21 protein-coding genes are annotated in these 22,575 nt (G+C 72.9%); 7 read left to right on the top strand and 14 right to left on the bottom strand.

Going from position 1 to position 22,575, the window contains the following annotated elements:
- Positions 1-59: 59 nt before the first annotated feature.
- The 7 genes from ACZ4FH_RS14995 to ACZ4FH_RS14965 all read right to left on the bottom strand — a co-directional run bounded on the left by ACZ4FH_RS14995 (position 60) and on the right by ACZ4FH_RS14965 (position 7,073).
- A complete protein-coding gene (locus ACZ4FH_RS14995; RefSeq protein ID WP_467304884.1) occupies positions 60-845 on the bottom strand; it encodes an ABC transporter ATP-binding protein in 786 nt (261 codons plus the stop codon).
- The gene (locus tag ACZ4FH_RS14990) at positions 838-1,767 is read right to left on the bottom strand and encodes an ABC transporter permease (RefSeq protein ID WP_467304882.1); all 930 of its coding nucleotides are present in this window, start codon (positions 1,765-1,767) and stop codon (positions 838-840) included. Before ACZ4FH_RS14990 ends, ACZ4FH_RS14995 begins: the two co-directional genes overlap by 8 nt.
- Before the next feature lie 109 nt (positions 1,768-1,876).
- The gene (locus ACZ4FH_RS14985) at positions 1,877-2,749 is read right to left on the bottom strand and encodes a glycosyltransferase family 2 protein (protein WP_385108085.1); all 873 of its coding nucleotides are present in this window, start codon (positions 2,747-2,749) and stop codon (positions 1,877-1,879) included.
- A gap of 8 nt (positions 2,750-2,757) precedes the next feature.
- Positions 2,758-3,537 (bottom strand): CDP-alcohol phosphatidyltransferase family protein, encoded by a 780-nt coding sequence (locus ACZ4FH_RS14980; protein WP_450681223.1) that lies wholly within the window; start codon positions 3,535-3,537, stop codon positions 2,758-2,760.
- On the bottom strand, positions 3,515-4,576 hold the full coding sequence (locus ACZ4FH_RS14975; RefSeq protein ID WP_383638205.1) for an iron-containing alcohol dehydrogenase family protein: 1,062 nt from the start codon (positions 4,574-4,576) through the stop codon (positions 3,515-3,517). Before ACZ4FH_RS14975 ends, ACZ4FH_RS14980 begins: the two co-directional genes overlap by 23 nt.
- Complete coding sequence (locus ACZ4FH_RS14970) at positions 4,564-5,301, bottom strand: phosphocholine cytidylyltransferase family protein (RefSeq protein WP_467304881.1); 738 nt, start codon at positions 5,299-5,301, stop codon at positions 4,564-4,566. The genes ACZ4FH_RS14975 and ACZ4FH_RS14970 overlap by 13 nt, the downstream gene beginning before the upstream one ends.
- The gene (locus ACZ4FH_RS14965) at positions 5,298-7,073 is read right to left on the bottom strand and encodes a DUF5941 domain-containing protein (protein ID WP_467304923.1); all 1,776 of its coding nucleotides are present in this window, start codon (positions 7,071-7,073) and stop codon (positions 5,298-5,300) included. The genes ACZ4FH_RS14970 and ACZ4FH_RS14965 overlap by 4 nt, the downstream gene beginning before the upstream one ends.
- A gap of 297 nt (positions 7,074-7,370) precedes the next feature.
- Here ACZ4FH_RS14965 and galE point away from each other — a divergent pair, with 297 nt between their 5' ends.
- The 3 genes from galE (at position 7,371) to idi (ending at position 10,317) form a co-directional block, all read left to right on the top strand.
- Complete coding sequence (galE, locus tag ACZ4FH_RS14960) at positions 7,371-8,354, top strand: UDP-glucose 4-epimerase GalE (RefSeq protein WP_467304880.1); 984 nt, start codon at positions 7,371-7,373, stop codon at positions 8,352-8,354.
- 166 nt (positions 8,355-8,520) lie between these two features.
- On the top strand, positions 8,521-9,462 hold the full coding sequence (locus ACZ4FH_RS14955; RefSeq protein ID WP_467304879.1) for a cation diffusion facilitator family transporter: 942 nt from the start codon (positions 8,521-8,523) through the stop codon (positions 9,460-9,462).
- A gap of 261 nt (positions 9,463-9,723) precedes the next feature.
- Positions 9,724-10,317, top strand: coding sequence for an isopentenyl-diphosphate Delta-isomerase (gene idi, locus ACZ4FH_RS14950; RefSeq protein ID WP_467304878.1), 594 nt, complete (start codon positions 9,724-9,726; stop codon positions 10,315-10,317).
- Positions 10,318-10,341: 24 nt separating this feature from the next.
- Here idi and ACZ4FH_RS14945 read toward each other — a convergent pair whose 3' ends face one another.
- Both ACZ4FH_RS14945 and ACZ4FH_RS14940 read right to left on the bottom strand, forming a co-directional pair.
- Positions 10,342-10,797, bottom strand: coding sequence for an ATP-binding protein (locus tag ACZ4FH_RS14945; RefSeq protein ID WP_383638221.1), 456 nt, complete (start codon positions 10,795-10,797; stop codon positions 10,342-10,344).
- A 134-nt stretch (positions 10,798-10,931) separates the two neighbouring features.
- Positions 10,932-11,558, bottom strand: a complete 627-nt coding sequence (locus tag ACZ4FH_RS14940) for an HdeD family acid-resistance protein (RefSeq protein WP_467304877.1) — start codon at positions 11,556-11,558, stop codon at positions 10,932-10,934.
- 80 nt (positions 11,559-11,638) lie between these two features.
- Here ACZ4FH_RS14940 and ACZ4FH_RS14935 point away from each other — a divergent pair, with 80 nt between their 5' ends.
- On the top strand, positions 11,639-12,424 hold the full coding sequence (locus ACZ4FH_RS14935) for an enoyl-CoA hydratase/isomerase family protein (protein ID WP_467304876.1): 786 nt from the start codon (positions 11,639-11,641) through the stop codon (positions 12,422-12,424).
- Here ACZ4FH_RS14935 and ACZ4FH_RS14930 read toward each other — a convergent pair.
- Together ACZ4FH_RS14930 and ACZ4FH_RS14925 are read right to left on the bottom strand one after the other, a co-directional pair.
- Positions 12,411-13,046 carry a DJ-1/PfpI family protein gene (locus tag ACZ4FH_RS14930; RefSeq protein WP_467304875.1) on the bottom strand — a complete coding sequence of 212 codons (636 nt, stop codon included), beginning with the start codon at positions 13,044-13,046 and terminating at the stop codon, positions 12,411-12,413. The two genes, ACZ4FH_RS14935 and ACZ4FH_RS14930, sit on opposite strands and share 14 nt — an antisense overlap.
- 33 nt (positions 13,047-13,079) lie before the next feature.
- Positions 13,080-14,072, bottom strand: coding sequence for a GlxA family transcriptional regulator (locus ACZ4FH_RS14925; protein WP_467304873.1), 993 nt, complete (start codon positions 14,070-14,072; stop codon positions 13,080-13,082).
- A gap of 134 nt (positions 14,073-14,206) precedes the next feature.
- Between ACZ4FH_RS14925 and ACZ4FH_RS14920 the strand changes: the two genes are divergently transcribed.
- Complete coding sequence (locus tag ACZ4FH_RS14920; protein ID WP_467304871.1) at positions 14,207-15,064, top strand: SCO6745 family protein; 858 nt, start codon at positions 14,207-14,209, stop codon at positions 15,062-15,064.
- A gap of 148 nt (positions 15,065-15,212) precedes the next feature.
- Positions 15,213-17,621, top strand: coding sequence for a Tex family protein (locus ACZ4FH_RS14915; protein WP_467304870.1), 2,409 nt, complete (start codon positions 15,213-15,215; stop codon positions 17,619-17,621).
- Between the two features lie 105 nt (positions 17,622-17,726).
- On the opposite strand, the gene ACZ4FH_RS14910 is transcribed toward ACZ4FH_RS14915, so the two are convergent.
- From ACZ4FH_RS14910 to ACZ4FH_RS14900, 3 genes are all read right to left on the bottom strand, one after another.
- Positions 17,727-18,935, bottom strand: coding sequence for an amidohydrolase family protein (locus ACZ4FH_RS14910; protein WP_467304869.1), 1,209 nt, complete (start codon positions 18,933-18,935; stop codon positions 17,727-17,729).
- Positions 18,936-18,982: 47 nt separating this feature from the next.
- Positions 18,983-19,651 carry a GntR family transcriptional regulator gene (locus tag ACZ4FH_RS14905; RefSeq protein ID WP_467304868.1) on the bottom strand — a complete coding sequence of 223 codons (669 nt, stop codon included), beginning with the start codon at positions 19,649-19,651 and terminating at the stop codon, positions 18,983-18,985.
- Positions 19,652-19,870: 219 nt separating this feature from the next.
- Positions 19,871-21,508: an ABC-F family ATP-binding cassette domain-containing protein gene (locus tag ACZ4FH_RS14900; protein WP_467304866.1), complete on the bottom strand. Its 1,638-nt coding sequence runs from the start codon at positions 21,506-21,508 to the stop codon at positions 19,871-19,873.
- 130 nt (positions 21,509-21,638) lie between these two features.
- On the opposite strand from ACZ4FH_RS14900, the gene ACZ4FH_RS14895 reads away from it, so the two are divergent.
- A complete protein-coding gene (locus tag ACZ4FH_RS14895) occupies positions 21,639-22,562 on the top strand; it encodes an FAD-dependent oxidoreductase (RefSeq protein ID WP_467304865.1) in 924 nt (307 codons plus the stop codon).
- Positions 22,563-22,575: the final 13 nt, after the last annotated feature.

Here is a 22,575-nt window from a genome sequence, read left to right as displayed (position 1 = left end):
AACGACGTCGGCCTTCAGGACCGCAACCGGGTCCTGAAGGCCGACGTCGTTCGGGCGCCCTACTTGCCGGTCTCCCGCTCGTACGCCTTGAGGACCTCGTCGGTGGGGCCGTCCATCAGCAGCTCGCCCTTCTCCAGCCACAGCACCCGGTCGCAGGTGTCCCTGATCGACTTGTTGCTGTGGCTGACCAGAAACACCGTGCCGGCCTCCTTGCGCAGCTCGCGGATGCGCTCCTCGGAGCGGATCTGGAACTTGCGGTCACCGGTGGCCAGGGCCTCGTCGATCATGAGGACGTCGTGGTTCTTGGCGGCGGCGATGGAGAAGCGCAGCCGGGCGGCCATACCGGAGGAGTACGTCCGCATCGGCAGCGTGATGAAGTCGCCCTTCTCGTTGATCCCGGAGAAGTCGACGATGCCCTGGTAGCGCTCGCGGATCTCCTCGCGGGACATGCCCATCGCGAGTCCGCCGAGCACCACGTTGCGCTCGCCGGTCAGATCGCTCATCAGCGCCGCGTTCACGCCGAGCAGCGAGGGCTGCCCGTCCGTGTACACCTTGCCGTGCTCGGTCGGCAGCAGTCCCGCGATGGCCCGCAGCAGGGTGGACTTGCCGGAGCCGTTGGTGCCGATGAGGCCGATGGCCTCGCCCCGGTAGGCGGTGAAGGAGACACCGCGCACGGCGTGCACCTTGCGGACCCCGCGCGCCTCGCCCTTGCCGCGGCGCAGTATCCGGCTCAGTGCCACGGTGGCGCTGCCCTTGCCACCGCCGCCGCCGTTGACGCGGTACACGATGTGCACCCCGTCGGCGATCACGGTGGGGACGCGCCCCGCGGAGTTCTGCTCAGCCACGGCCGTACCGCTCCTCTGCCTTCCAGAAAAACACGAAGCCCGCGAGGCCGACCACGACCGCCCAGGCCAGACCCACCACCCAGACGTGCGCCGGCAGGTTGTCCGAGCCGTAGCCGTCGATCATCGCGAAGCGGATCAGGTCCATGTAGATGGCCGCCGGGTTGTACTGGAGCACATCGGTGATCCAGGCCGGCTGGTCGGCCAGCATCTCCTTGATCGAGAACATGACGCCGGAGGCGTACATCCAGGTCCGCATGATGAACGGCATCAGCTGGGCCAGGTCGGGCGTCTTGGCCCCGAGCCTGGCCATGATCAGCGCCAGGCCGGTGTTGAAGAGGAACTGCAGGGCCAGCGCCGGGAGCACCAGCAGCCAGGACAGCGAGGGGTAGCTGCCGAAGCCGACGGTCACCGCGACCAGCACGATCATCGAGTACAGCAGCTGCTGGAGCTGCTGGAGCGAGAACGAGATGGGCAGCGAGGCCCGGGGGAAGTGCAGCGCCCGCACCAGCCCCAGGTTGCCGGAGATGGCCCGGACCCCGGCCATCACCGAACTCTGGGTGAAGGTGAAGACGAACACCCCGGTGACCAGGAAGGGGATGAAGACGTCCGAGCCCATCCCCCGCTTGGTGCCGAGGATGAGACCGAAGATGACGAAGTACACCCCGGCGTTCAGCAGCGGGGTGGCCACCTGCCACAGCTGGCCCAGCTTGGCCTGGCTGTACTGGGCGGTCAGCTTGGCCCGGGAGAACGCCAGGATGAAGTGGCGGCGCCCCCACAGCTGGCGCACGTACTCGACGAGTCCGGGGCGGGCGCCGCTGACCGCCAGACCGTACTTCGCGGCCAGCTCGGCGGCGCCCAGGCCGTCGTCGGCGGATGGCGGGGTGCTCAGCGCAACAGCACCGTCGTGGGTTGTGTCACTCACCAGTTGAAACTCTCGTATTCGGAACGCGCGGTCGTTCACGGGCGCGGCACAGGGGCGGACAGGGTCCCGGCAGAAGTATCTACGCCTCATGGTCCCAGAGGCGAACCTCTCAGATCACGGGAGGGCGGCCGAGTCTGGTCAGCCGCCACACCGTACGCCACTTCATCGGACGGCGCGGTCCGCAGGGGGTCGTCCAGCCTTCCCGGAAGCCACCGAACCATGCCTTCAGCGCGGGGCCCGAGGGGCGGCGGAGCAGGGTCAGCAGCATCCAGACGCCCAGGTACACCGGGACGAGCGGCGCCGGCAGATTGCGGCGGGCCAGCCAGACCCGGTTGCGGGCCACCATGCGGTGGTAGACCGCGTGCCGGGACGGGGCGGTGGTGGGGTGGTTGAGGACCATGTCCGCGCGGTAGTCGATCAGCCACCCGGCGTCGAGCGCCCGCCAGGCGAGGTCGGTCTCCTCGTGCGCGTAGAAGAAGTCGCCCGGCAACGGGCCGACCTCGGCGATGACCCGGGTACGGACGGCGTTGGCGCCGCCGAGGAAGGTCGTCACCCGCGAGGAGCGCATCGGATCGGCGGCGCGGAGCCTCGGGACGTGCCGACGCTGGGTCTCGCCCGTGTCCGGGTCGGCGATCCGGAAGCTGATGATGCCCAGCCGGGCATCGGCCTCGAACGCCTTCCGGCACAGTTCGGCGGTGTCCGTACGCGGCAGGTGCCCGTCGTCGTCGAGGAACAGCAGCGCGTCGACGTCGGCGCCGGAGGGCCCGAAGGCCTCGATGCCCACGTTGCGGCCGCCGGGGATGCCGAGGTTCTCCGGCAGCTCGACGGTGCGCACGCCTGCGGGGACGTCCGGGACGGGTGAGCCGTTGCCGACGACGACCACCTCGATCCGGTCGCCCTCCTGCGCGGCGACCGAATCGAGGAGGGCCCGCAGTTCGGCGGGGCGGTTGCCCATCGTGATGATGACCGCGCCGAGTTTCATGGGGGAACTCACTTGAGCCTGCTCGATGCCAGGACCGACACGAGGTGGAGGAGCGTCTGGAGCAGCGCGATGCCGGCCAGCACCGCCACCGCGAGACGGCTGAAGAACAGATCGTCGCGGACGGCGTCCAGCACGGCCGCGACCAGGATCACCAGGGACGCCTCGACACAGAGGATCAGCCGGTGGAACTTGAGCGCGCCCGCGGCCCGGCGCGCCAGCGCCATGCCGGAGGAGCGCGGCTCCGAGGCCGATTCCTTGACGGGCGGCAGTCCGCCCTGGTGGCGCGCGACGCCGACGAGGTCGGTCTCGGCCTTGATCAGGATGGCGCCCAGGGCGGCCAGGGTGCCCAGGAAGGCCCAGAGCCAGTCGATGCGCCCGCTGCCCCACAGATCGGCGGCGCGCAGGCCGAAGCCGACCAGCACGGCCGCGTCGCACAGATAGGCGCCGACGCGGTCCAGGTAGACCCCGCCCAGCGAGAACTGCTTCTTCCAGCGCGCCAGCTCGCCGTCCACACAGTCCAGCAGCAGATAGAGCTGGACCATGAGGACGCCGAGCAGTGCGCCGGGGATGCCCGGCACGAGCAGGGCCGGGGCGGCGAGCACACCGGCGACGGTCATCAGATAGGTGAGCTGGTTGGGCGTCACCTTCGTGTTCACCAGGTACCGGTCCACGCGCAGGGAGACCTCGCGCATGTATATCCGGCCCGCCCAGTGCTCGCCGCTGCGCCGGTCCTTGACCCCCGGCGGGTGAACGACCGGGCGGAGTTCAGCTACTGATGGTCTTGGCATAGTCGGCGTACGCGTCCCTGATCTGGTCGGTGGAGAGGTTGAGGTGTTCCAGGACCGTGAAGCGTCCCGGACGGGTCTGCGGGGCGTACTCGACGGCCTGCACGAACTCGTCGGCGCTGAAGCCGATCTCCTCGGGCAGGACCGGCAGGCCGTGCCGGCGCAGGACCTCGGCGAAGAGCCCGGACTCGTCCCTGGCGCCGCGCAGGTGCATGGCGAAGGCGGCACCGAGGCCGACCTGCTCGCCGTGGCTGGCGGCCCGCCGGGGGAAGAGCAGGTCGAAGGCGTGGCTGATCTCGTGGCAGGCGCCGGACGAGGGCCGGGTGTCGCCGCTGATGGAGATGGCGATGCCGGAGAGGACCAGCGACTCCGCGAGGACGGTGAGGAACTCGTCGTCGGCGACGGTGCCGGGGTGGCGCAGGACGGCCTCGCCCGCGGTACGGGCCATGGCGGCGGCCAGTCCGTCGACCGGCTCGCCGTTGACCCGGTGCGAGAGCTCCCAGTCGGCGATCGCGGAGATGTTGGAGATCGCGTCGCCGACGCCGGAGCGGACGAAGCGGTCCGGGGCCTCGCGGATGACGGAGAGGTCGATGACCATGGCGATCGGCATCGGGACCCCGTAGGAGCCCCGGCCGTTGTCGTTGTCCAGGGTGGCGACGGGCGAGCAGAGGCCGTCGTGGGCCAGGTTGGTGGCGACCGAGACCAGCGGCAGGCCGACCCGGGCCGCGGCGTACTTCGCCACGTCGATGATCTTGCCGCCGCCGAGGCCGACCACGGCGTCGTAGCGCTTGCCCTTGATGTCGTCCGCGAGCTGCACGGCGGCATCGATGTCACCGGAGGCCACGCAGTACCAGTCGGCGCCCGGCAGGGCGGGGGCCAGCTTCTCGCGCAGCGCCAGTCCGGAGCCGGCGCTGATCGCGATGGCGAGCTTGCCGGAGCCGGAGATCCGCTGGTCGACCAGGAGGCCGGCCAGATCGTCCATGGCGCCCCGGCTGATGTCGACGAAGACCGGGGAGGGGATGAGTCGGGTCAGTACCGGCATGCGATCTCCCGGCCCTTGGCGAGGTCCTCGTGGTTGTCGATCTCGACCCACGTCACGTCGCCGATCGGCTGCACGTCGACCTTGAAGCCGCGATTGACCAGCTCCTGGTAGCCGTCCTCGTAGTAGAGGTCGGAGTCGCGCTCGAAGGTGGCCCTGAGGGCGTCGGCCAGCTCCTCGGCCGCCTCGGCCTCGATGAGGGTGACGCCGATGTACTCGCCGGTGGCCTCGGCCGGGTCCATCAGCTTGGTGATCCGGCGGACGCCCCTGCCGTCCTCGACGACGACCTTCATCTCCTCGTCGGCGAGCTGCTTCACCGTGTCGAGGGCGAGGATGATCCCCTTGCCCTCGCCGCGGGCGGCGAGCAGCGTCTTCTCGACGGAGACCGGGTGCACGGTGTCGCCGTTGGCGAGGATCACGCCGCGCTTCAGCACGTCACGGGCGCACCACAGGGAGTAGGCGTTGTTCCACTCCTCGGCCTTGTCGTTGTCGACGAGGGTGAGCTTCAGACCGTACGTCGCCTCCAGCTCCTCCTTGCGCGCGTAGACGGCCTCCTTGCGGTAGCCGACGACGATCGCGGCCTCGGTGAGACCGATCTCGGCGAAGTTGGCGAGGGTGAGGTCGAGGACCGTTCTGTCGCCGTCGACGGGCACGAGGGCCTTGGGGAGCGTGTCGGTGTAGGGGCGCAGCCGCCGCCCTGCGCCGGCTGCCAGTACGAGGCCGATCATGCGGGTTCTCCTTCGTCGTGGACGGCGGGTGCCCCGGAGGACACCCAGAAGCGGATGGACTCCACGAGCACGACGAGCGCGACGGCCACCGCGAGGACGGTGAGGGCCGTGGTGAAGTCGGAGGGTGCCGTGAGGACGGCGGCGAGGACGGTCACCACCAGGGTCCGGCCCTCGTGTCCGCCGATGGTGCGCACCAGCCACGCGGGCGGGGCTCCGGAGCCGCCCCGGATGCGGTACACCGTGTCGTAGTGGTGGTAGGCGACGGCCGCGACCAGGCCGAAGGCCGCGGGGAGCGCCCCGTCGACGTCGCTGCGGGCGGCCAGGATCAGGATCGTGCAGTACTCCGCCGCCCGGAAGACCGGGGGCACGAGCCAGTCGAGCGCGCCCTTGAGGGGGCGGGCCACGGCTATGCCGGAGCAGACGGCGTAGAACGCGGCGGCGATGATCGTCTGGCGGCTGCCGAAGGGCTGCTGGAGCGCGGCGGCGATCAGGGCGCCGGTCCCGACGAGCGCGACGACCGGGGCGGTCCAGGCACCGCCGATCCTCGGCGCGCGGGCGGCCACCAGTTCGGCGACGGGCCCGGAGTCGGCGAGGTCCGCGAGGGCACGGGCGGCGCGGTCGGTGCGCCGGGCCCGCCGGGTCACGGAGCGCAGCAGCCGTCCCGCCGTGGTGTAGCAGGCGGCGAAGGCGCAGCCGACGAGCAGGGCGTAGAAGACGACGCGCGGGGTGGTGAGGGCGGTGAGCACGGCGATCATCGCCCAGCGTTCGCCGATCGGGAGCACGATCATGCGGCGCACCCAGACCGTCCAGCCGACGCTGTCGAGCTTGTCGGAGAGGGCGGCGGTGGGGCTGCTGTTCGCGACCGCGTCGTGGTTGGCCTCGTTGAACGAGAAGTCGATGATGTGCCGGCAGGACTGGAGGACCATCGCGCCGAGCGCCAGGGCCCAGACGTCGTCCCCGCCGCGTGCGGCGCCGAGGGCCAGGCCCGCGTAGTACGCGTACTCCTTGGCCCGGTCGAAGGTGGCGTCCAGCCAGGCGCCCATCGTGGAGTACTGCAGGGAGTAGCGGGCGAGCTGCCCGTCGGTGCAGTCCAGCACGAAGGAGAGGAGGAGCAGGATCCCGGCGGCGACGTATCCGCCGCGGGTGCCGGTGGCCGCGCAGCCGGCCGCGATCAGCGCGGTGAGCAGCGAGGCGGTGGTGACCTGGTTCGGGGTGAGCCCGCGGCGCGCGCACCAGCGGGCGAGGTAGCGCGAGTACGGGCTGATGCAGTACGTGGTGAAGAAGCCGTCGCGGGCCTTCACGGCGCTGCGCAGCCGCACCGCCTCGTCGTCGACCTCGGCCACCCGGTCCCGTGCGGCGGCGCGGGCGGGCTCGTCGGCCGGCACGGCGGCGACCAGGGTGCCCAGCTCCGGGCGCTGGACCGCGGTGCCCTCGGCGTCCATGGTGGCGGCCAGCCGGCCGGGCACCGTGCGGTCGGTGACCACGGCGGTGGCTCCGGGCGGGCCCGCGGGAACGCCCGCGCCCACCGCCTCGGTGGTGGTGCGCAGGGCGCTGACCAGGGCGGCACGCGCCTCGGGCTGCACGGTGAGCGCCCCGGGGACGGCGGCGGCGGGGAAGCGCGGGTCGGTGAGTCCGAGCCGCAGGGCGTGGACGTGCCCGACGAAGCGGGGGTCGACGAGGGCGACGCGGTGACCGGCGGGGACCTCGGAGAGCAGTGCCGCCGCCCGGGACACGTCGGGGGCGGTCTGGACGTCGAAGCCCAGCGACCGCAGATCGTCCTGGAGCGGGGATCCGGGTACCGGGGCACCGGTGAGAATGGCGGTCGACAGACGAACTCACTCCTTGGTGCTGACACGGGTCGGCGCGCGACAGCGCGGCCTGGATACGGCCGGCGGCATGTCGGCAGAGGCTATCGGATGAACGGAAGCGGGAGTTCACTGCCCGTTTGTGCTCCGTTCGGGGTGGACCGACATCATGCGACCGCGTCCGCGATCATCATGGTCGATGGCCGCCTCGGCTGACAAAACGCGGGGGCGGGGGCCCGTCCGGCGTCTCGTAGTCTGGCCCGCATGACATGGCTGATCACTGGCGGAGCGGGATACATCGGGGCCCATGTGGTGCGGGCGATGCGGGAGGCCGGGGAGCGGGTGGTCGTCCTGGACGATCTGTCCACGGGCCGCCCGGAGCGGCTGCCGGACGGGGTCGAGCTGGTCCGCGGCTCGGTCTCCGACCGTGCGCTGCTGGACCGGGTGCTGACCGGGCACGCGGTGAGCGGTGTGGTGCATCTCGCAGCGAAGAAGCAGGTCGGGGAGTCGGTGGAGCGTCCGCTGCACTACTACCGGGAGAACGTGACGGGGCTGACCGTCCTGCTGGAGGCGGTCGTCGCCGCGGGTGTGCGCAGCTTCCTGTTCTCCTCGTCGGCGGCGGTGTACGGCGTCCCCGCCGCCGAGCTGATCACCGAGGAGGAGCCCTGCGTCCCGATCAACCCGTACGGCGAGACGAAGCTCGCCGGTGAGTGGCTGGTGCGGGCGGCGGGGCGGGCGCACGGGCTGTCCACCGGCTGTCTGCGCTATTTCAACGTGGCGGGTGCCGCCGAGCCGGGTCTCGCGGACCTGGGTGTGTTCAATGTGATCCCGATGTTCTTCGACCGGCTGACCCGGGGCGAGGGGCCCCGGATCTTCGGGGACGACTACCCCACGCCCGACGGCACCGGCATCCGCGACTACATCCACGTGGCGGACCTGGCCGACGCGCACCTCACCGTCGCCCGTCGGCTGGCGGCACGGGACGAGCCCGGCGACCTGACCGTGAACATCGGCCGGGGCGAGGGCGTCTCGGTGCGGGAGCTGGCGGATCTGGTGGCGGAGGTCACCGGGCTCACCACGGAGCCGGTGGTCGGACCGCGGCGTCCCGGTGACGCCGCGAAGGCGGTCGCCTCGTGCGACCGGATCTCCGGGGAGCTGGGCTGGAAGGCCCGGCGCGGGGTGCGCGACATGGTGGAGTCGGCCTGGGAGGGCTGGCGGCTGCACCATCCGCCGACGGTGGCGCGCTGACCGGTCCGGGGTGCCCGCACTCCTCTGACCTGGGGACATTTCCGCAGGTCAGAGGAGTTGATAACCGTGTTCAGTGCCGTGTTGCCCCATACCCCCCACCCGTAGTTGACTGAACCGGGTCCGGGCGGTTCCGTCCGGTTTCCGCAGACGACCGGGAGGCGTCCTCATGGGGGCAGGGCACGATCACGGACACGCGCACGGCGGGCCGCCGCCCACCGGCACGGCGGCGGCCGCGCACAAGGGGCGGCTGCGGATCGCGCTGGCCATCACCCTGGGCGTGACGGTGCTGGAGGTCGTCGGGGGCGTGCTGTCGGGTTCGCTCGCGCTGATCGCCGACGCGGCGCACATGGCGACCGACTCGCTGGGTCTGGGCATGGCGCTGCTGGCGATCCACTTCGCCAACCGGCCGGCCGGGCCGAACCGCACCTTCGGCTACGCCCGCGCCGAGATCCTGGCCGCCCTGGCCAACTGTCTGCTGCTGCTGGGGGTGGGCGGCTTCCTGCTCTACGAGGCGGTGGACCGCTTCATCACCCCCACCGAGACCCGGGGCGGGCTGACGATCGCCTTCGCCGTGGTGGGTCTGGTCGCCAACATGGTGTCGCTGTCGCTGCTGATGCGGGGGCAGAAGGAGAGCCTCAATGTGCGGGGCGCCTATCTGGAGGTGCTCGCCGACACCCTCGGCTCGGTGACGGTGCTGGTCTCGGCGGGCGTCATCATGGCGACCGGCTGGCAGGCGGCGGACCCGGTCGCCTCGCTGGTGATCGGGCTGATGATCGTCCCGAGGACGGTGAAGCTGCTCCGCGAGACGCTGAACGTGCTGCTGGAGGCGGCTCCCCCCGGGGTCGACATGGCGGAGGTGCGCGACCACATCACGGCCCTGCCCGGGGTGCTGGACGTCCACGATCTGCACGCCTGGACGATCACCTCGGGGATGCCGGTGCTCTCCGCCCATGTGGTGGTCCAGCAGGACTTCCTCGACTCGGTGGGGCACGAGAAGCTGCTGCACGAACTGCAGGGCTGCCTCGGCGACCATTTCGACGTGGAGCACTGCACCTTCCAGCTGGAGCCGAGCGGCCACGCGGAGCACGAGGCCCGGCTCTGCCACTGACGGCCGCCGCCCCGGTCCGCGGGGGCCCGGCGTGTAGGGTTTCGCGGACGCGCCGTTCACCTTCGGCGGTGCGGGACCTCTGCTCCGCACGACCTGACGCCGTGTCCGGTCCCGCCTCCTCGCGTCGGCGTACGGAACCGGACATGCCTGGACCCGAAGTACGGACAAGCCGCTTTTGTACGGCAGACTGGGCCGGACTCGACGGGACCGGCACACGGGCGCCGGACCACGGGGGCGTCTGAACACATGCGAAGGATGGGTATGCCGACCACACCAGCCACCGCGGCGAACACCTCGTCGGACAGCGCAGCAGAAGCGATCATGCTCGAACTGGTCGACGAGAACGGCACCACCATCGGCACGGAGGAGAAGCTGGCCGCGCACCTCGCGCCCGGCCTGCTGCACCGGGCGTTCTCCGTGTTCCTCTTCGACGAGAAGGGGCGGCTGCTCCTCCAGCGCCGCGCGCTCGGCAAGTACCACTCCCCCGGTGTCTGGTCCAACACCTGCTGCGGTCACCCGTACCCGGGCGAGGCGCCCTTCGCCGCCGCCGCCCGGCGCACGTACGAGGAGCTGGGGGTCTCGCCCGCGCTGATGGCCGAGGCGGGCACGGTGCGCTACAACCACCCGGATCCCGCCTCCGGGCTGGTCGAGCAGGAGTTCAACCACCTCTTCGTGGGCCTGGTGCGGGAGCTGCCGCGGCCGGATGCGGAGGAGGTGGGCGAGACGGTGTTCGTGACGGCCGGGGAGCTGGCCGAGCGGCATGCCGAGGGCCCGTTCTCCGCGTGGTTCATGACCGTGCTGGACGCCGCCCGTCCGGCGATCAGGGAGCTGACGGGACCGTCCGCCGGCTGGTAGGACGCGGGGGCCGCGGCGGCGGGGTCAGGGGAGCGTGCGGAGCGGCAGCGCCGCCCAGATGATCTTCCCGCCGCTCGCGGTGTGCTCCACGTCGCAGCTGCCGCCCGCCTCGCGGGTGATCTCCCGGACCAGCAGCAGCCCGCGTCCGCCGGTCTGCGCGTAGTCCGTCTCCAGGGCCGTGGGGCGGTAGGGGTGGTTGTCCTCCACCGCGACCCTGATCCACTCGGCGTTCACGGCGACCTCGACCGCCAGCTCCGGGGAGAGGAGCGCGGCGTGCTTCACCGCGTTCGTCACCAGCTCCGAGACGATGAGCAGCAGGCCCTGGGCGATGTCCTCGTCCAGGGGCACGCCCTGGCGTGCCAGCAGATCGCGCACCGCGTGCCGGGCCCGGGGTACGGAGGCGTCGGTGGCCGGGGCCGTGAAGCGCCAGACCCCCTCGTACGACACGGGCCGGGCGGGGACACTCCCGCGGCTCTCCATAGTCCGGTACCCGCTCTCGCCTCGATGGTGACTGCACGTCGAGTACAGGGTGCGGGGCGTAGTCGGGCCGGTCCGTCCTACTGAACAGAAGTCGACTTATATCGACGTGATTTGGTCGACTTCTTCCGGGCCCATCAGCTTTCCGACCGCTTCTGCTCTTCTTCTGTTCCTGCGTCGGGGCCGGTGCCGTCGGGGGTCATCTGCTCCGAGACGAGCGAGACGATCTGCCGGCCGCCCACTCCGACGGCGATGAGCCCGAGTCCGTCGAAGAGCAGGGCCAGCGAGAAGAAGCAGCCCAGGACGTAGAGGCTGCTGTGCGGCCAGTCGAAGAGGACCAGCAGCCCCAGCAGCAGCCCGAAGGCACCCTGGAGCAGCGTCCAGCCGAACTGGGGGCCGCGCACCACCACACTGCCGACGAGGCGGAACACCCCGCCGGTCAGGAAGAGCAGCGCGGCGAACATCGTCAGGGCCTCGGCGGTGCCGTGCGGATGGCGGATGACGACGACACCGGCCGCGATGTTCAGCGCCGCGACCACCACGCCGAGCCAGAAGTAGCTGGTGCCGCGCGACTGCACGGCGTGCACCAGACCGACCAGGCCGCCGATGAGCAGCAGCCAGCCGAAGAGGATCATCGAGGTGAGCGTCGCCACGCCCGTGTAGACGAGCCCCACCAGTCCGGCGACGACGAGAAGGATGCCGAGCAGGGCCAGACCGCCGAAACTGCGGTGGAGCCTCCTGCCCTCTTTCACCGGATCGGCCACGGCGTACTCCTCAGGGTGCGTACCTGCTTCGCGACCCCTTCCTGATCATAGGTTCGGGGGCGGTGGATAGCATCCGGCCCATGGACCGTACGGAACCCCGGCTGGAGCACGCCGTCGCGGACGGCGTCGCCACCGTCGTGATCAGCAACCCCGCCAAGCGCAACGCGATGACGGCGGCGATGTGGCGGTCGCTGCCGGTGCTCCTGGAGAAGCTGGCCGCCGACGCCTCCGTGGGTGCCCTGGTGCTGACCGGGGCCGGGGAGACCTTCTGCGCGGGGGCGGACATCTCCTCGCTGCGCGATCGCTCGGAGGAGCCGCAGGCGCTGGCCGTGGCGGCCGAGGAGGCGCTCGCCGCGTTCCCGCTGCCGACGCTCGCCGCGGTGCGCGGCTACTGCGTGGGCGGCGGCAGCCAGCTCGCCGCCGCCTGTGATCTGCGGTTCGCGCGGGAGGGCGCGTCGTTCGGGGTCACCCCGGCCCGGCTGGGCATCGTCTACCCCTCCTCGTCCACCCGCCGGCTGGTCGCGCTGACCGGCCCGGCGACCGCGAAGCACCTGCTGTTCTCCGGTGAACTGATCGACGCCGGGCGGGCGCTGCGGACCGGGCTGGTGGACGAGGTGCTGCCGGCCGACGCGTTCGACCGGCGGGTCGGGGAGTACGCCCGCACGCTGGTCTCCCGCTCGCGGCTGACCCAGGCCGCGGCCAAGGAGTTCGCCGCGGGGCGGGCGGACCGGGACGCGTACTGGACGGAGCAGGCCCGCCGGTGCGGGGACACCGCGGAGGGGGTCGCGGCCTTCCTGGAGCGCCGCACCCCGCGTTTCACCTGGCCCGCGGGCGCCCCGGAGGGCGGTCCGCTCACCGCAGGATGAAGCGGCTCCTCGCCCGCCACTCCTCGACCAGCTCGGCGGGTGCCTTCGCCGGGGACCCGGCGTCGTAGGGCGGCTGCGGATCGTACTCGGTGAGCAGCTGGACGGCCTGGGCGTGCCGCTCGCCCGCGATCCGGCCGAGCAGGGTCAGCCCCATGTCGATGCCGGAGGAGACCCCCGCGGCGGTGACGTACTTGCCGTCGGTGACCACGCGCTCCCCGGTCGGTTCGGCGCCGTACGCCTTCAGCGTGTCCAGGGCCAGCCAGTGGGAGGTGGCGCGGCGTCCGGTCAGCAGTCCGGCGGCGGCCAGGAGCAGGGAGCCGGTGCAGACGGACGTCGTCCAGGTGCTGGCGGCGTCGGCCCGGCGCAGCCAGCCGAGCAGGGCCTCGTTCTCCATCTGGGCGTCCTGTCCGGGGCCACCGGGGACGATCACCAGATCGGGGTCCGGGACCTCGTCCAGCGTCCGGTCGGCGACCAGCGCCAGACTTCCGTTGTCGGTGCGCACCGGCCCCGCGGTCCCGGCGACGAAGGCGGTCTCGGCACCGGGGGCGCGGGACAGGATCTCGTACGGTCCGACGGCGTCCAGGGCCGTGAAGCGGTCGAAGAGGAGGATGGCGATCCGCATGGGTGGCTGCCTGCCTTTCGGTGGGTCCTCCGGTCAGTGACCGGGGTGGTCGGTGGCGGCGGGCGGGCCGCCCGCCGGACGGGGGCTGAAGCGCCGCCGGTATTCGGCGGGGCCGGTGCCGAGCGCCCTGAGGAAGGCCCGGCGCATCGCCTCGGGTGTGCCGTAGCCGCTGGCGCGCGCGATGCCGGCGACACCGTCGGTGGTGTCCTCCAGCAGACGGCGCGCGGCTTCGAGACGGATCCGGTCGACGTAGCGGCCGGGGGTGGTGCCGGTCTCGTCCCGGAAGGCGCGGGCGAAGTGGCGCGGCGAGAGCCGGGCGCGGGCGGCGAGGGCCTCCACGGAGAGGTCGGCGGCCGGGTGCTCGGTGATCCAGTGCTGGACCTCGCGCAGCGGTTCGCGGCGGGCGGTCTGGGCGGTGAGCTGGGCGCTGAACTGGGACTGGTTGCCGGGCCTGCGCAGGAAGACCACGAGGTGGCGGGCGACCGCCAGGGCGACGTCCCGGCCGTGGTCCTCCTCGACGAGCGCCAGGGCGAGATCGATGCCCGCGGTGACCCCGGCGGAGGTGGCGATCCTGCCGTCGCGGACGAAGATCGGTTCGGGATCGACCTCGACGTCCGGGTAGGTGCGGGCGAGATGGTCGCAGACGCTCCAGTGGGTGGTGGCCCGGTGTCCGTCGAGCTGGCCGGCGGCGGCGAGCAGCAGTGCCCCGCTGCACACGGAGACCAGCCGCTCGGGCCGCGGCCCGTGGGCGCGGAGCCAGTCGACCAGCGCCGGTTCGGGGGCGCGGGTGCCCTGCCCGCCGGGGACGAGCAGGGTGTGCGGGGTCGCGGCACCGGCCAGCGAGCCGTCGGGCACCAGGGTCAGCCCGCTCGACGTGCGGACCGGGGCGCCGTCGGCCGAGGCGGTGCGCAGCGCGTAGGAGATGCCGGGGAAGCGGGCGGCTCCGGCGAAGACCTCCATGGGGCCGGTCACGTCGAGGCTCTGGACGCCGTCGAAGAGGACGACCAGGACGGTGCGCTGGTTCATGCACGCCATCCTCCGGGGGCCCGCGGATGGCCGCAATGACGGTCCTCCCACCTTTTCTGCCATGTCGGGGCGGGGCGCAGGTCACGTCCGTCCAGGGGTTCCGGGCCGTACCGACCAGTCGGTAACGTGCGGGTATGAGTACTCTGCCGCCCCGCGCCGGACGCCGCTGCCACAACGCCCTCAACCCGTTCCACTCGACGCTCTACTTCTCGCCCGATCTGGCGAAGGAGCTGGCGGCCATCGGGATAGCCGACCCGTCCGCCGCCTACTTCGCGACGCGGGCCGCCCCGCTCGGCGCCGTCGGCGCGGGCACGGTCACCGCCGCCTTCTACAACTTCAACCACGCCTTCGTCTCCCGGCACGTGCCCGCCGTCTGGGACCTCGCCTCCCCCGAAGCGGTCCTCGCGGCCCGGCTGCGCGCCGCCGACACGACGCTGCGCCGGCTGCTCGGCGACGAGACGGTCGCCTCCCCCGAGATGGCCGAGGCCGCCGAGCTGGCCCTGCGCGCCACCGAGGGCTGCACCCGGCACGCCCGGCCGCTGTACGGGGCGCTCGCCGATCTCCCGGTGCCGGACGAACCGCACCTGGCCTACTGGCACGCGGCGACCCTGCTGCGCGAGCACCGGGGCGACGGCCATCTCGCCGCGCTCCTCACCGCCTCCCTCGATCCACTGGAGGCGCTGGTCAGCCACACCGCCACGGGCAAGGGCATGGCCCCGCGCTGGCTGCTGGCGAGCCGGGGCTGGCGGCGCACCGACTGGGACGCCGCCTGCGAGCGGCTGCGCGGACGCGGATACCTCACCGCCGAGGGCACGCTGACGGAGGAGGGCGCGGCGATGCGGACCGCCCTGGAGGAGACCACGGACCGGCTGGACCTGGCCCCGTACGAGCATCTGGGCGGAGCGGGCACGGCCCGGCTGACCGAGCTGGGCCGGGGGTTCCTGGAGACCGTGCTGGCCGCCGGGGCGTTCCCGGTGGAGGCCACCGGCTGACCGGACCTGGGGCGTGTCCGGGTCGGTCGGGCGACACGGCACCCGGCCACCCGGCACAATGCAGGCGAGTGGCTCCGGGGGCCGGTCGCACGGCCGGCCCCCGGGCCCGACCAGCACAGCCAGCAGGAGAAGGCGAGTCGGTAGAACCGTGACGATGTCCATCGAAGGCAGGATCGCCGAGGAACTCGGCGTACGGGAGCGACAGGTGAGGGCGGCCGTCGAGCTGCTCGACGGCGGTTCGACCGTTCCGTTCATCGCGCGCTACCGCAAGGAAGCGACCGAGATGCTGGACGACGCCCAGCTGCGCACGCTGGAGGAGCGGCTGCGCTATCTGCGGGAGCTGGAGGAGCGGCGCACGGCGGTCCTGGAGTCCGTACGCGAGCAGGGCAAGCTCGACGAGGCGCTGGAGGCCCGGATCCGGGCGGCCGACACGAAGGCGCGCCTGGAGGACATCTATCTGCCGTTCAAGCCGAAGCGGCGGACCAAGGCCCAGATCGCCCGCGAGGCCGGTCTCGAACCGCTGGCCTCGGGGCTGCTCGACGACCCGTCGGTGGACCCGCTCGCCGCGGCGGCCGCCTTCGTGGACGCGGACAAGGGCGTCGCGGACGCGGCGGCGGCCCTGGAGGGGGCCCGTGCCATCCTCACCGAGCGCTTCTCGGAGGACGCCGACCTGATCGGCGAGATGCGCGAGCGGATGTGGTCGCGCGGGCGGCTGGTGGCCCGGGTCCGGGAGGGCAAGGAGGAGGCCGGCGCCAAGTTCGCCGACTACTTCGACTTCGCGGAGCCGTTCACCGCGCTGCCCTCGCACCGGGTGCTGGCGATGCTCCGGGGCGAGAAGGAGGACGTCCTCGATCTGGTCCTGGAGCCGGAGGAGCCGTCCGAGACGCCCGGCCCGTCCTCGTACGAGAACATGGTCGCCCGGCGCTTCGGCGTCGGCGACCGGGGGCGGCCCGGCGACAAGTGGCTGGGCGACACGGTGCGCTGGGCCTGGCGGACACGGATCCTGGTGCACCTCGGCATCGACCTGCGGCTGCGGCTGCGCACGGCGGCGGAGGACGAGGCGGTGCGCGTCTTCGCGTCCAACCTGCGGGACCTGCTGCTCGCCGCGCCGGCCGGGACCCGGGCCACGCTGGGGCTCGACCCCGGTTTCCGCACCGGCGTGAAGGTCGCCGTCGTGGACGCGACGGGCAAGGTCGTCGCCACCGACGTCATCCACCCGCACGTCCCGGCCAACAAGTGGGACCAGTCGCTGGCGACCCTGGAGCGGCTGGCGCGCGAGCACCACGTCGACCTCATCGCCATCGGCAACGGCACGGCGTCCCGCGAGACGGACAAGCTCGCCGGTGAGCTGTGCGCGAAGCATCCCGAGCTGAAGCTCACCAAGGTGATGGTCTCGGAGGCGGGCGCCTCGGTGTACTCCGCCTCGGCCTTCGCCTCGCAGGAACTCCCGGACATGGACGTGTCGTTGCGCGGCGCCGTGTCGATCGCGCGCCGGCTCCAGGACCCGCTGGCCGAACTGGTGAAGATCGACCCCAAGTCCATCGGGGTCGGGCAGTACCAGCACGACCTGTCCGAGGTGAAGCTGTCGCGTTCGCTGGACGCGGTCGTCGAGGACTGTGTGAACGGGGTCGGGGTCGACGTCAACACCGCGTCGGCGCCGCTGCTCTCGCGGGTCTCCGGCATCGGCACCGGGCTCGCCGAGAACATCGTGGCGCACCGCGACGCCAACGGCCCGTTCCGCTCCCGCAAGGGCCTCAAGGACGTGGCCAGGCTCGGCCCGAAGGCGTACGAGCAGTGCGCGGGCTTCCTGCGGATCCGGGGCGAAGACCCGCTGGACGCCTCCAGCGTGCACCCGGAGGCGTACCCGGTGGTGCGCGCGATGGTGAAGCGGACCGGCGCGGACGTCGCGGCGCTGATCGGCAACACCCGGACGCTGCACTCGCTGCGGGCCGAGGACTACGTGGACGAGAGGTTCGGGCTGCCGACCGTCAACGACATCCTCAAGGAGCTGGAGAAGCCGGGCCGCGACCCCCGGCCCGCCTTCAGGACGGCCACGTTCAAGGAGGGCGTCGAGAAGATCGGCGACCTGGAGGCCGGGATGGTGCTGGAGGGCGTCGTGACGAACGTGGCGGCCTTCGGCGCGTTCGTGGACGTCGGTGTGCACCAGGACGGGCTGGTGCACGTCTCGGCGATGTCCCGGACCTTCGTGAAGGACCCCCGGGACGTCGTGAAGCCGGGTGACGTCGTGCGGGTGAAGGTCATGGAGGTCGACATCCCGCGCAAGCGGATCTCGCTGACGCTGCGGCTGGACGACGAGGCGGGCGCCGGGGCCGCGAACCAGGGCAACGAGCGCGGCGGGCGCCCGCCGAGGCAGCGTCAGGGCCAGGGCGGCCAGGGCGCGCGCGGCGGCCAGGGCGGCCAGGGACGCGACCGGCGCGGCAACGGGGGCGGGGGCGGCGGACGTCAGGCCCCGGCGGCGCCCGCGAACGGCGCGATGGCCGACGCGCTGCGCAGGGCCGGACTGCTGGACCCGAAGCAGGGTGGCAGGAAGCGGTAGCGGACGGCCGAGGGGGCGGGTGCGGCCGGGCCGCCCCGCCCCCTCGGCGGTTCTCGCCGGCCGTTGCCGCCCGTCCCCGGGTGGGGCACGCGACGGCCGTTCCCGTCAGCCGACGAGGGCCAGTCCGTCGGCGACGACGCGGCCCGCGTGCAGGACCGTGCGGTCGCCGCTGCGGTCCATCACGGCGGAGACGACGGTCTCGCCCTCCACGAGCAGCAGATCGGCCGGGTCGCCCACCGCGAGACCGGGACGGTCGGCGGTGGACGTCAGCCGGGCCGGGCCGTCCCGGAGGATCGAGGCGCCGCCGACGGTGGCCACGGCCACGCAGTGCTCGATCAGTTCGTCCGCGTCGTAACCGTGGGTGAAGGCGAGCTGCCAGGTGCGGTCCAGCATGTCCCCGTTGCCGTACGGCGACCAGAAGTCGCGCTGGCCGTCCTCGCCGAGACCGACCCGCACCCCGGCGGCCGTGAGTCCGGTGAGCGGCAGCGAGCGGTGCCGGGCCGGGGCGACGGTGGCCATGGCGATGTCCAGTTCGGCGAACTCCTCGGTGAGCCGGCGGGTGGTCGCCTCGTCGACGCCGCCGAGGTCGTAGGCGTGCGAGAGCGAGACCCGGCCGGCCATGCCGAGGGCGCGGACCCGTTCCAGGATCAGGTCGACGCTGAACACGCCGAGCGCGCCCGGCTCGTGGAGGTGGATGTCGACCGGGGCGCCGTGGCGTTCGGCGAGGTCGAAGAGGACGTCGAGGTGGCGTACGGGGTCGCGGTCCAGGGTGCACGGGTCGATGCCGCCGACCACGGCGGCGCCCGAGGAGAGGGCCCGGTCGATCAGCTCGGGGACGCCCTTCTCGCGCAGGAGCCCGGCCTGCGGGAAGGCGATGACCTCGACGTCGCACCGGCCGGCGTGCGCCTCCCTGGCGGCGAGGACGCCCTCGAACCGCTCCAGGCCGCAGTCCGCGTCGATCTGCGCGTAGCTGCGGACCCTGGTCGTCCCGCGCTCGATCATCCGGCCCAGGGTGTACGTGGCCCGCTCGGCGACGCTCCACTCGTCCTCGCGCCAGTGCGCGCGGTCGTTCATGACCATGCCCCAGATGCCCCCCTCGCCGGTGTGCGGCCGGAACGGCAGCCCCATCCGGGTGGAGTCCAGGTGGCAGTGGACGTCCGAGAACGAGGGCAGGGCGAGCCGTCCGCGTCCGGCCACGGTGTCGTCCGCGGCGGGGCGGGCCGGGTCGTGCGCGGTGATCGCGGCGATCGCACCGTCCCGGACCTCGATGTCGCTGGACTCGCCGCCCCAGGGGCGGACGTCGGTGATCAGCATGGGGTGTCTCTCCTGTGGTTCGGTCGGCGGTTCGGGGAGGAGCGGTGTCACCCGGCCGGGAGGACGTCCGCCAGGGCGTCGAGCGAGGGGACCCGGCCGTGTTCGATGTGCGCGTACGCGAGGGCCGCGGCCAGGTCCGGCCGGCCGGACTGGATCGCGGCGCAGATGCCCTGGTGCTCGGCGCACTGGACGCCCGGGTCGCGGCCCGCGGTGAGGGTGAAGAGCCACTGCACCAGCCCCAGGGAGGGCCGGAACGCGTCCCGGAGCAGCCGGTTGCCGGTCATGGCGACGATCTCGGCGTGCAGGGCGGTGTTGGCGGCGGGGACGGCGGCGGTGTCGCCGCGCCGGGTGGCGTCCTCGGCGGCGGCCATGAGCGCGGTGAGCCGGCTTCCGTCGTGGCCGGCGGCACGGGCCTCGGCCGCGCGCCGGGCGGCGAAGACCTCCAGGCTCAGGCGGAGGTCGAACAGTTCGGTCACGTCCCGCAGCGAGAGGGCGCGCACGGAGGCGCCCCGGCGCGGGGCGTTCACCACCAGTCCCTCGCCGCTGAGCCGGGTGAGCGCCTCGCGGACCGGGATGCGGGAGATGCCGAGCGCGTCGGACAGCTCGCGTTCGCGCAGCCGTGCGCCGGGGGCGTACGCGCCGGACAGGATGCCCGCGCGGATCGCGCGCTCGGCGCGGTCGGCGTGGGAGACGGCGCCGTCCGGCGGTGCGGTCATCGTGGAGTCTCCTTCGGCGGCGGGCGGGGGCGCACCGGCCGGGGCAGCACGGGGAGCGGTACCGGCCGAGCACAGCGACCGTACCATTTGGCATACCAGAATGCCGTCCGAGCGAATCCGGGACACCCGGAGCAGGCGGTCGTCACTGGCCAATGCCGCCGGGTACACCACCGCCCGGTCTCGTTGGCATACCAAACGAGGCCGGGCGGCGGGTGGGGGTCAGCTCTCGGTGATCCGGCCCGCCGTCACCTCCACGCGCCGCGTCGTGCGGACCGCCTCCAGCATCCGGCGGTCGTGCGTGACCAGCAGCAGCGTCCCCGTGTAGGAGTCGAGCGCCGACTCCAGCTGCTCGATCGCCGGCAGGTCCAGGTGGTTGGTGGGCTCGTCGAGCACCAGGAGGTTGACGCCCCGGCCCTGGAGGAGGGCGAGTGCCGCCCGGGTCCGCTCGCCCGGCGAGAGCGTGGTCGCCGGCCGCATGACGTGGTCGGCCCGGAGCCCGAACTTCGCGAGCAGGGTGCGCACATCGGCGGGCTCCCGGTCGGGAACGGCCGCGCAGAACGCCTCCAGCAGGCTCTCCGAGCCGTGGAACAGCTTCCTGGCCTGGTCGACCTCGCCGACGACCACGCCCGAGCCCAGGCTCGCGTGCCCCGCGTCCAGCGGCAGCCGGCCCAGCAGCGCGGCCAGCAGCGTGGACTTCCCGGACCCGTTGGCCCCGGTGATGGCGACCCGGTCCGCCCAGTCGATCTGGAGCGAGACCGGGCCGAAGGCGAAGTCGCCGAGGACCGCCTCCGCGTCGCGCAGCGTGGCGACGACGGAACCGGAGCGCGGCGCGGCCGCGATCTCCATCCGCAGCTCCCACTCCTTGCGGGGCTCCTCGACGACGTCGAGCCGTTCGATCATGCGCTGGGTCTGGCGGGCCTTCGCCGCCTGCTTCTCGCTGGACTCGCTGCGGAACTTGCGGCCGATCTTGTCGGAGTCGGTGGCCTTGCGACGGGCGTTCTTGACGCCCTTGTCCATCCAGGCGCGCTGCGTCTGGGCGCGGCCTTCGAGCGCGGAGCGCTTGTCCGCGTACTCCTCGTACTCCTCGCGGGCGTGCCGGCGGGCCCGCTCTCGCTCCTCCAGATAGGCCGCGTAGCCGCCGCCGTAGAGGTTGATCTGCTGCTGGGCCAGGTCGAGTTCGAGGACCTTGGTGACCGTGCGCATCAGGAACTCGCGGTCGTGGCTGATGACGACGGTGCCGGCGCGCAGCCCGGAGACATAGCGCTCCAGGCGTTCGAGGCCGTCGAGGTCCAGGTCGTTGGTCGGCTCGTCGAGCAGGAAGACGTCGTAGCGCGAGAGCAGCAGCGAGGCGAGTCCGGCGCGGGCCGCCTGACCGCCGGACAGGGCGGTCATCGGCAGGTCGAGGCCGACGGTGAGGCCCAGTTCGGCAGCGACCTCCTCGGCCCGTTCGTCCAGGTCGGCGCCGCCGAGCGCCAGCCAGCGCTCCAGCGATTCGGAGTACGCGTCGTCGGCGCCGGGCGCCCCGTCGACGAGGGCCTCGGTGGCCTCGTCCATGGTCCGCTGGGCGTCGGCGACGCCGGTGCGCCGGGCCAGGAACTCCCGGACGGTCTCCCCCGGCCTGCGCTCGGGCTCCTGCGGCAGGTGCCCGACCGTGGCGGTGGGCGGGGAGAGCCGCAGCTCCCCCTCCTCCGGCCGGTCGAGCCCGGCGAGCAGCCGGAGCAGCGACGATTTTCCGGCCCCGTTGACACCGACGAGACCGATCACGTCGCCGGGCGCGACCACGAGGTCGAGCCCGGCGAAGAGCGTGCGGTCGCCGTGTCCGGCGGCGAGGTCCTTGGCGACGAGAGTGGCAGTCATCAGGGTGCCGATCCTAATCGGCACCCGGTCGCGGCCGGAGGCCGCGTGCGGGGGGTGCGGTGGGCGGGTCCGGCGTGTTCGGTTACCGTCCCCACCGGCGGATACGGCGGCGAGCGGAAGCGGTGGGGCAGTGTCGGACGTGCGAGTGGTGGGCGGCGGCGTCATGGGGCTCACGACGGCGCTGGTGCTGGCGCGGGAGGGCCACCGGGTGCGGGTCGTCTCGGCGGAGCCCGCGTCCGCGACGACGTCGGCGGTCGCGGGCGCCCTGTGGTGGCCCTATCGCATCGAACCGCTGGACCGGGTCGGCGACTGGGCCCTGACCACGCTGCGCTGGTACGAGGAGTTGGCGGCCCGGCCCGGGGAGACCGGTGTCCGGCTGGTCGCCGGGCTGCACCGGGGCGAACGGCTGGCGGCCCTCGGGCCGTGGGCGGGGCGGGTGGAGTCCCTGACGGAGGGCCCGGAGGGCCTGCGCTGCCGGCTGCCGCTGCTCGACATGCCGGCGCATCTGCGGTGGCTGGAGGACCGGGTGACGGCCGCCGGGGGCACGCTGGAGCGGGGCACCGTCGCGTCCCTCGGCGCGGCGGCGGACGGCGCGGACGTGGTCGTCAACTGCACCGGGATCGGGGCGGCGTCGCTGGTGCCGGATCCCGGGATGCGGCCGGTGCGCGGCCAGTTGGTGCTGGTGGAGAACCCGGGGATCGAGGAGTGGTTCACCGAGGCGGACCCCGCCTCCAGCGAGACGACGTACTTCTTCCCGCAGCCCGGCCGGCTGGTCCTCGGCGGCACCGCCGTCGCCGGCGACTGGAGCACGGTGCCCGATCCGGACACGGCCCGCGCGATCGTGGAGCGGTGCGCGCGGGTGCGGCCCGAGATCGCCGGTGCGCGGGTCGTCGGCCACCGGGTGGGACTGCGGCCGGCCCGCGAGGGCGGGGTGCGGATCGAGGCGGAGCCCCTGCCCGGCGGCGGGCGGCTGGTGCACAACTACGGGCACGGCGGTGCGGGTGTGACGGTGGCCCTGGGCTGTGCGCGGGCGGCGGCGGACCTGGTGGGCTGAGGGGCCGACGGGG

It is taken from the genome of Streptomyces sp. NPDC024555 (assembly GCF_055559335.1).
Note: the sequence above shows the minus strand (reverse complement) of the source record. Positions and strands in the feature narration are given on the sequence as shown.

Bases quoted from the DNA above. Each gene is read 5' to 3' on its own strand.
- ACZ4FH_RS14900 (WP_467304866.1), bottom strand. From the start codon at position 21,508: ATGACTGCCACTCTCGTCGCCAAGGACCTCGCCGCCGGACACGGCGAC.
- ACZ4FH_RS14975 (WP_383638205.1), bottom strand. From the start codon at position 4,576: ATGCCGGTACTGACCCGACTCATCCCCTCCCCGGTCTTCGTCGACATC.
- ACZ4FH_RS14930 (WP_467304875.1), bottom strand. From the start codon at position 13,046: ATGCGGATCGCCATCCTCCTCTTCGACCGCTTCACGGCCCTGGACGCC.
- ACZ4FH_RS14985 (WP_385108085.1), bottom strand. From the start codon at position 2,749: ATGAAACTCGGCGCGGTCATCATCACGATGGGCAACCGCCCCGCCGAA.
- ACZ4FH_RS14920 (WP_467304871.1), top strand. From the start codon at position 14,207: ATGAGTACTCTGCCGCCCCGCGCCGGACGCCGCTGCCACAACGCCCTC.
- ACZ4FH_RS14970 (WP_467304881.1), bottom strand. From the start codon at position 5,301: ATGATCGGCCTCGTACTGGCAGCCGGCGCAGGGCGGCGGCTGCGCCCC.
- ACZ4FH_RS14905 (WP_467304868.1), bottom strand. From the start codon at position 19,651: ATGACCGCACCGCCGGACGGCGCCGTCTCCCACGCCGACCGCGCCGAG.
- ACZ4FH_RS14980 (WP_450681223.1), bottom strand. From the start codon at position 3,537: ATGCCAAGACCATCAGTAGCTGAACTCCGCCCGGTCGTTCACCCGCCG.
- ACZ4FH_RS14945 (WP_383638221.1), bottom strand. From the start codon at position 10,797: ATGGAGAGCCGCGGGAGTGTCCCCGCCCGGCCCGTGTCGTACGAGGGG.
- ACZ4FH_RS14910 (WP_467304869.1), bottom strand. From the start codon at position 18,935: ATGCTGATCACCGACGTCCGCCCCTGGGGCGGCGAGTCCAGCGACATC.
- ACZ4FH_RS14935 (WP_467304876.1), top strand. From the start codon at position 11,639: ATGGACCGTACGGAACCCCGGCTGGAGCACGCCGTCGCGGACGGCGTC.
- galE (WP_467304880.1), top strand. From the start codon at position 7,371: ATGACATGGCTGATCACTGGCGGAGCGGGATACATCGGGGCCCATGTG.
- ACZ4FH_RS14925 (WP_467304873.1), bottom strand. From the start codon at position 14,072: ATGAACCAGCGCACCGTCCTGGTCGTCCTCTTCGACGGCGTCCAGAGC.
- ACZ4FH_RS14955 (WP_467304879.1), top strand. From the start codon at position 8,521: ATGGGGGCAGGGCACGATCACGGACACGCGCACGGCGGGCCGCCGCCC.
- idi (WP_467304878.1), top strand. From the start codon at position 9,724: ATGCCGACCACACCAGCCACCGCGGCGAACACCTCGTCGGACAGCGCA.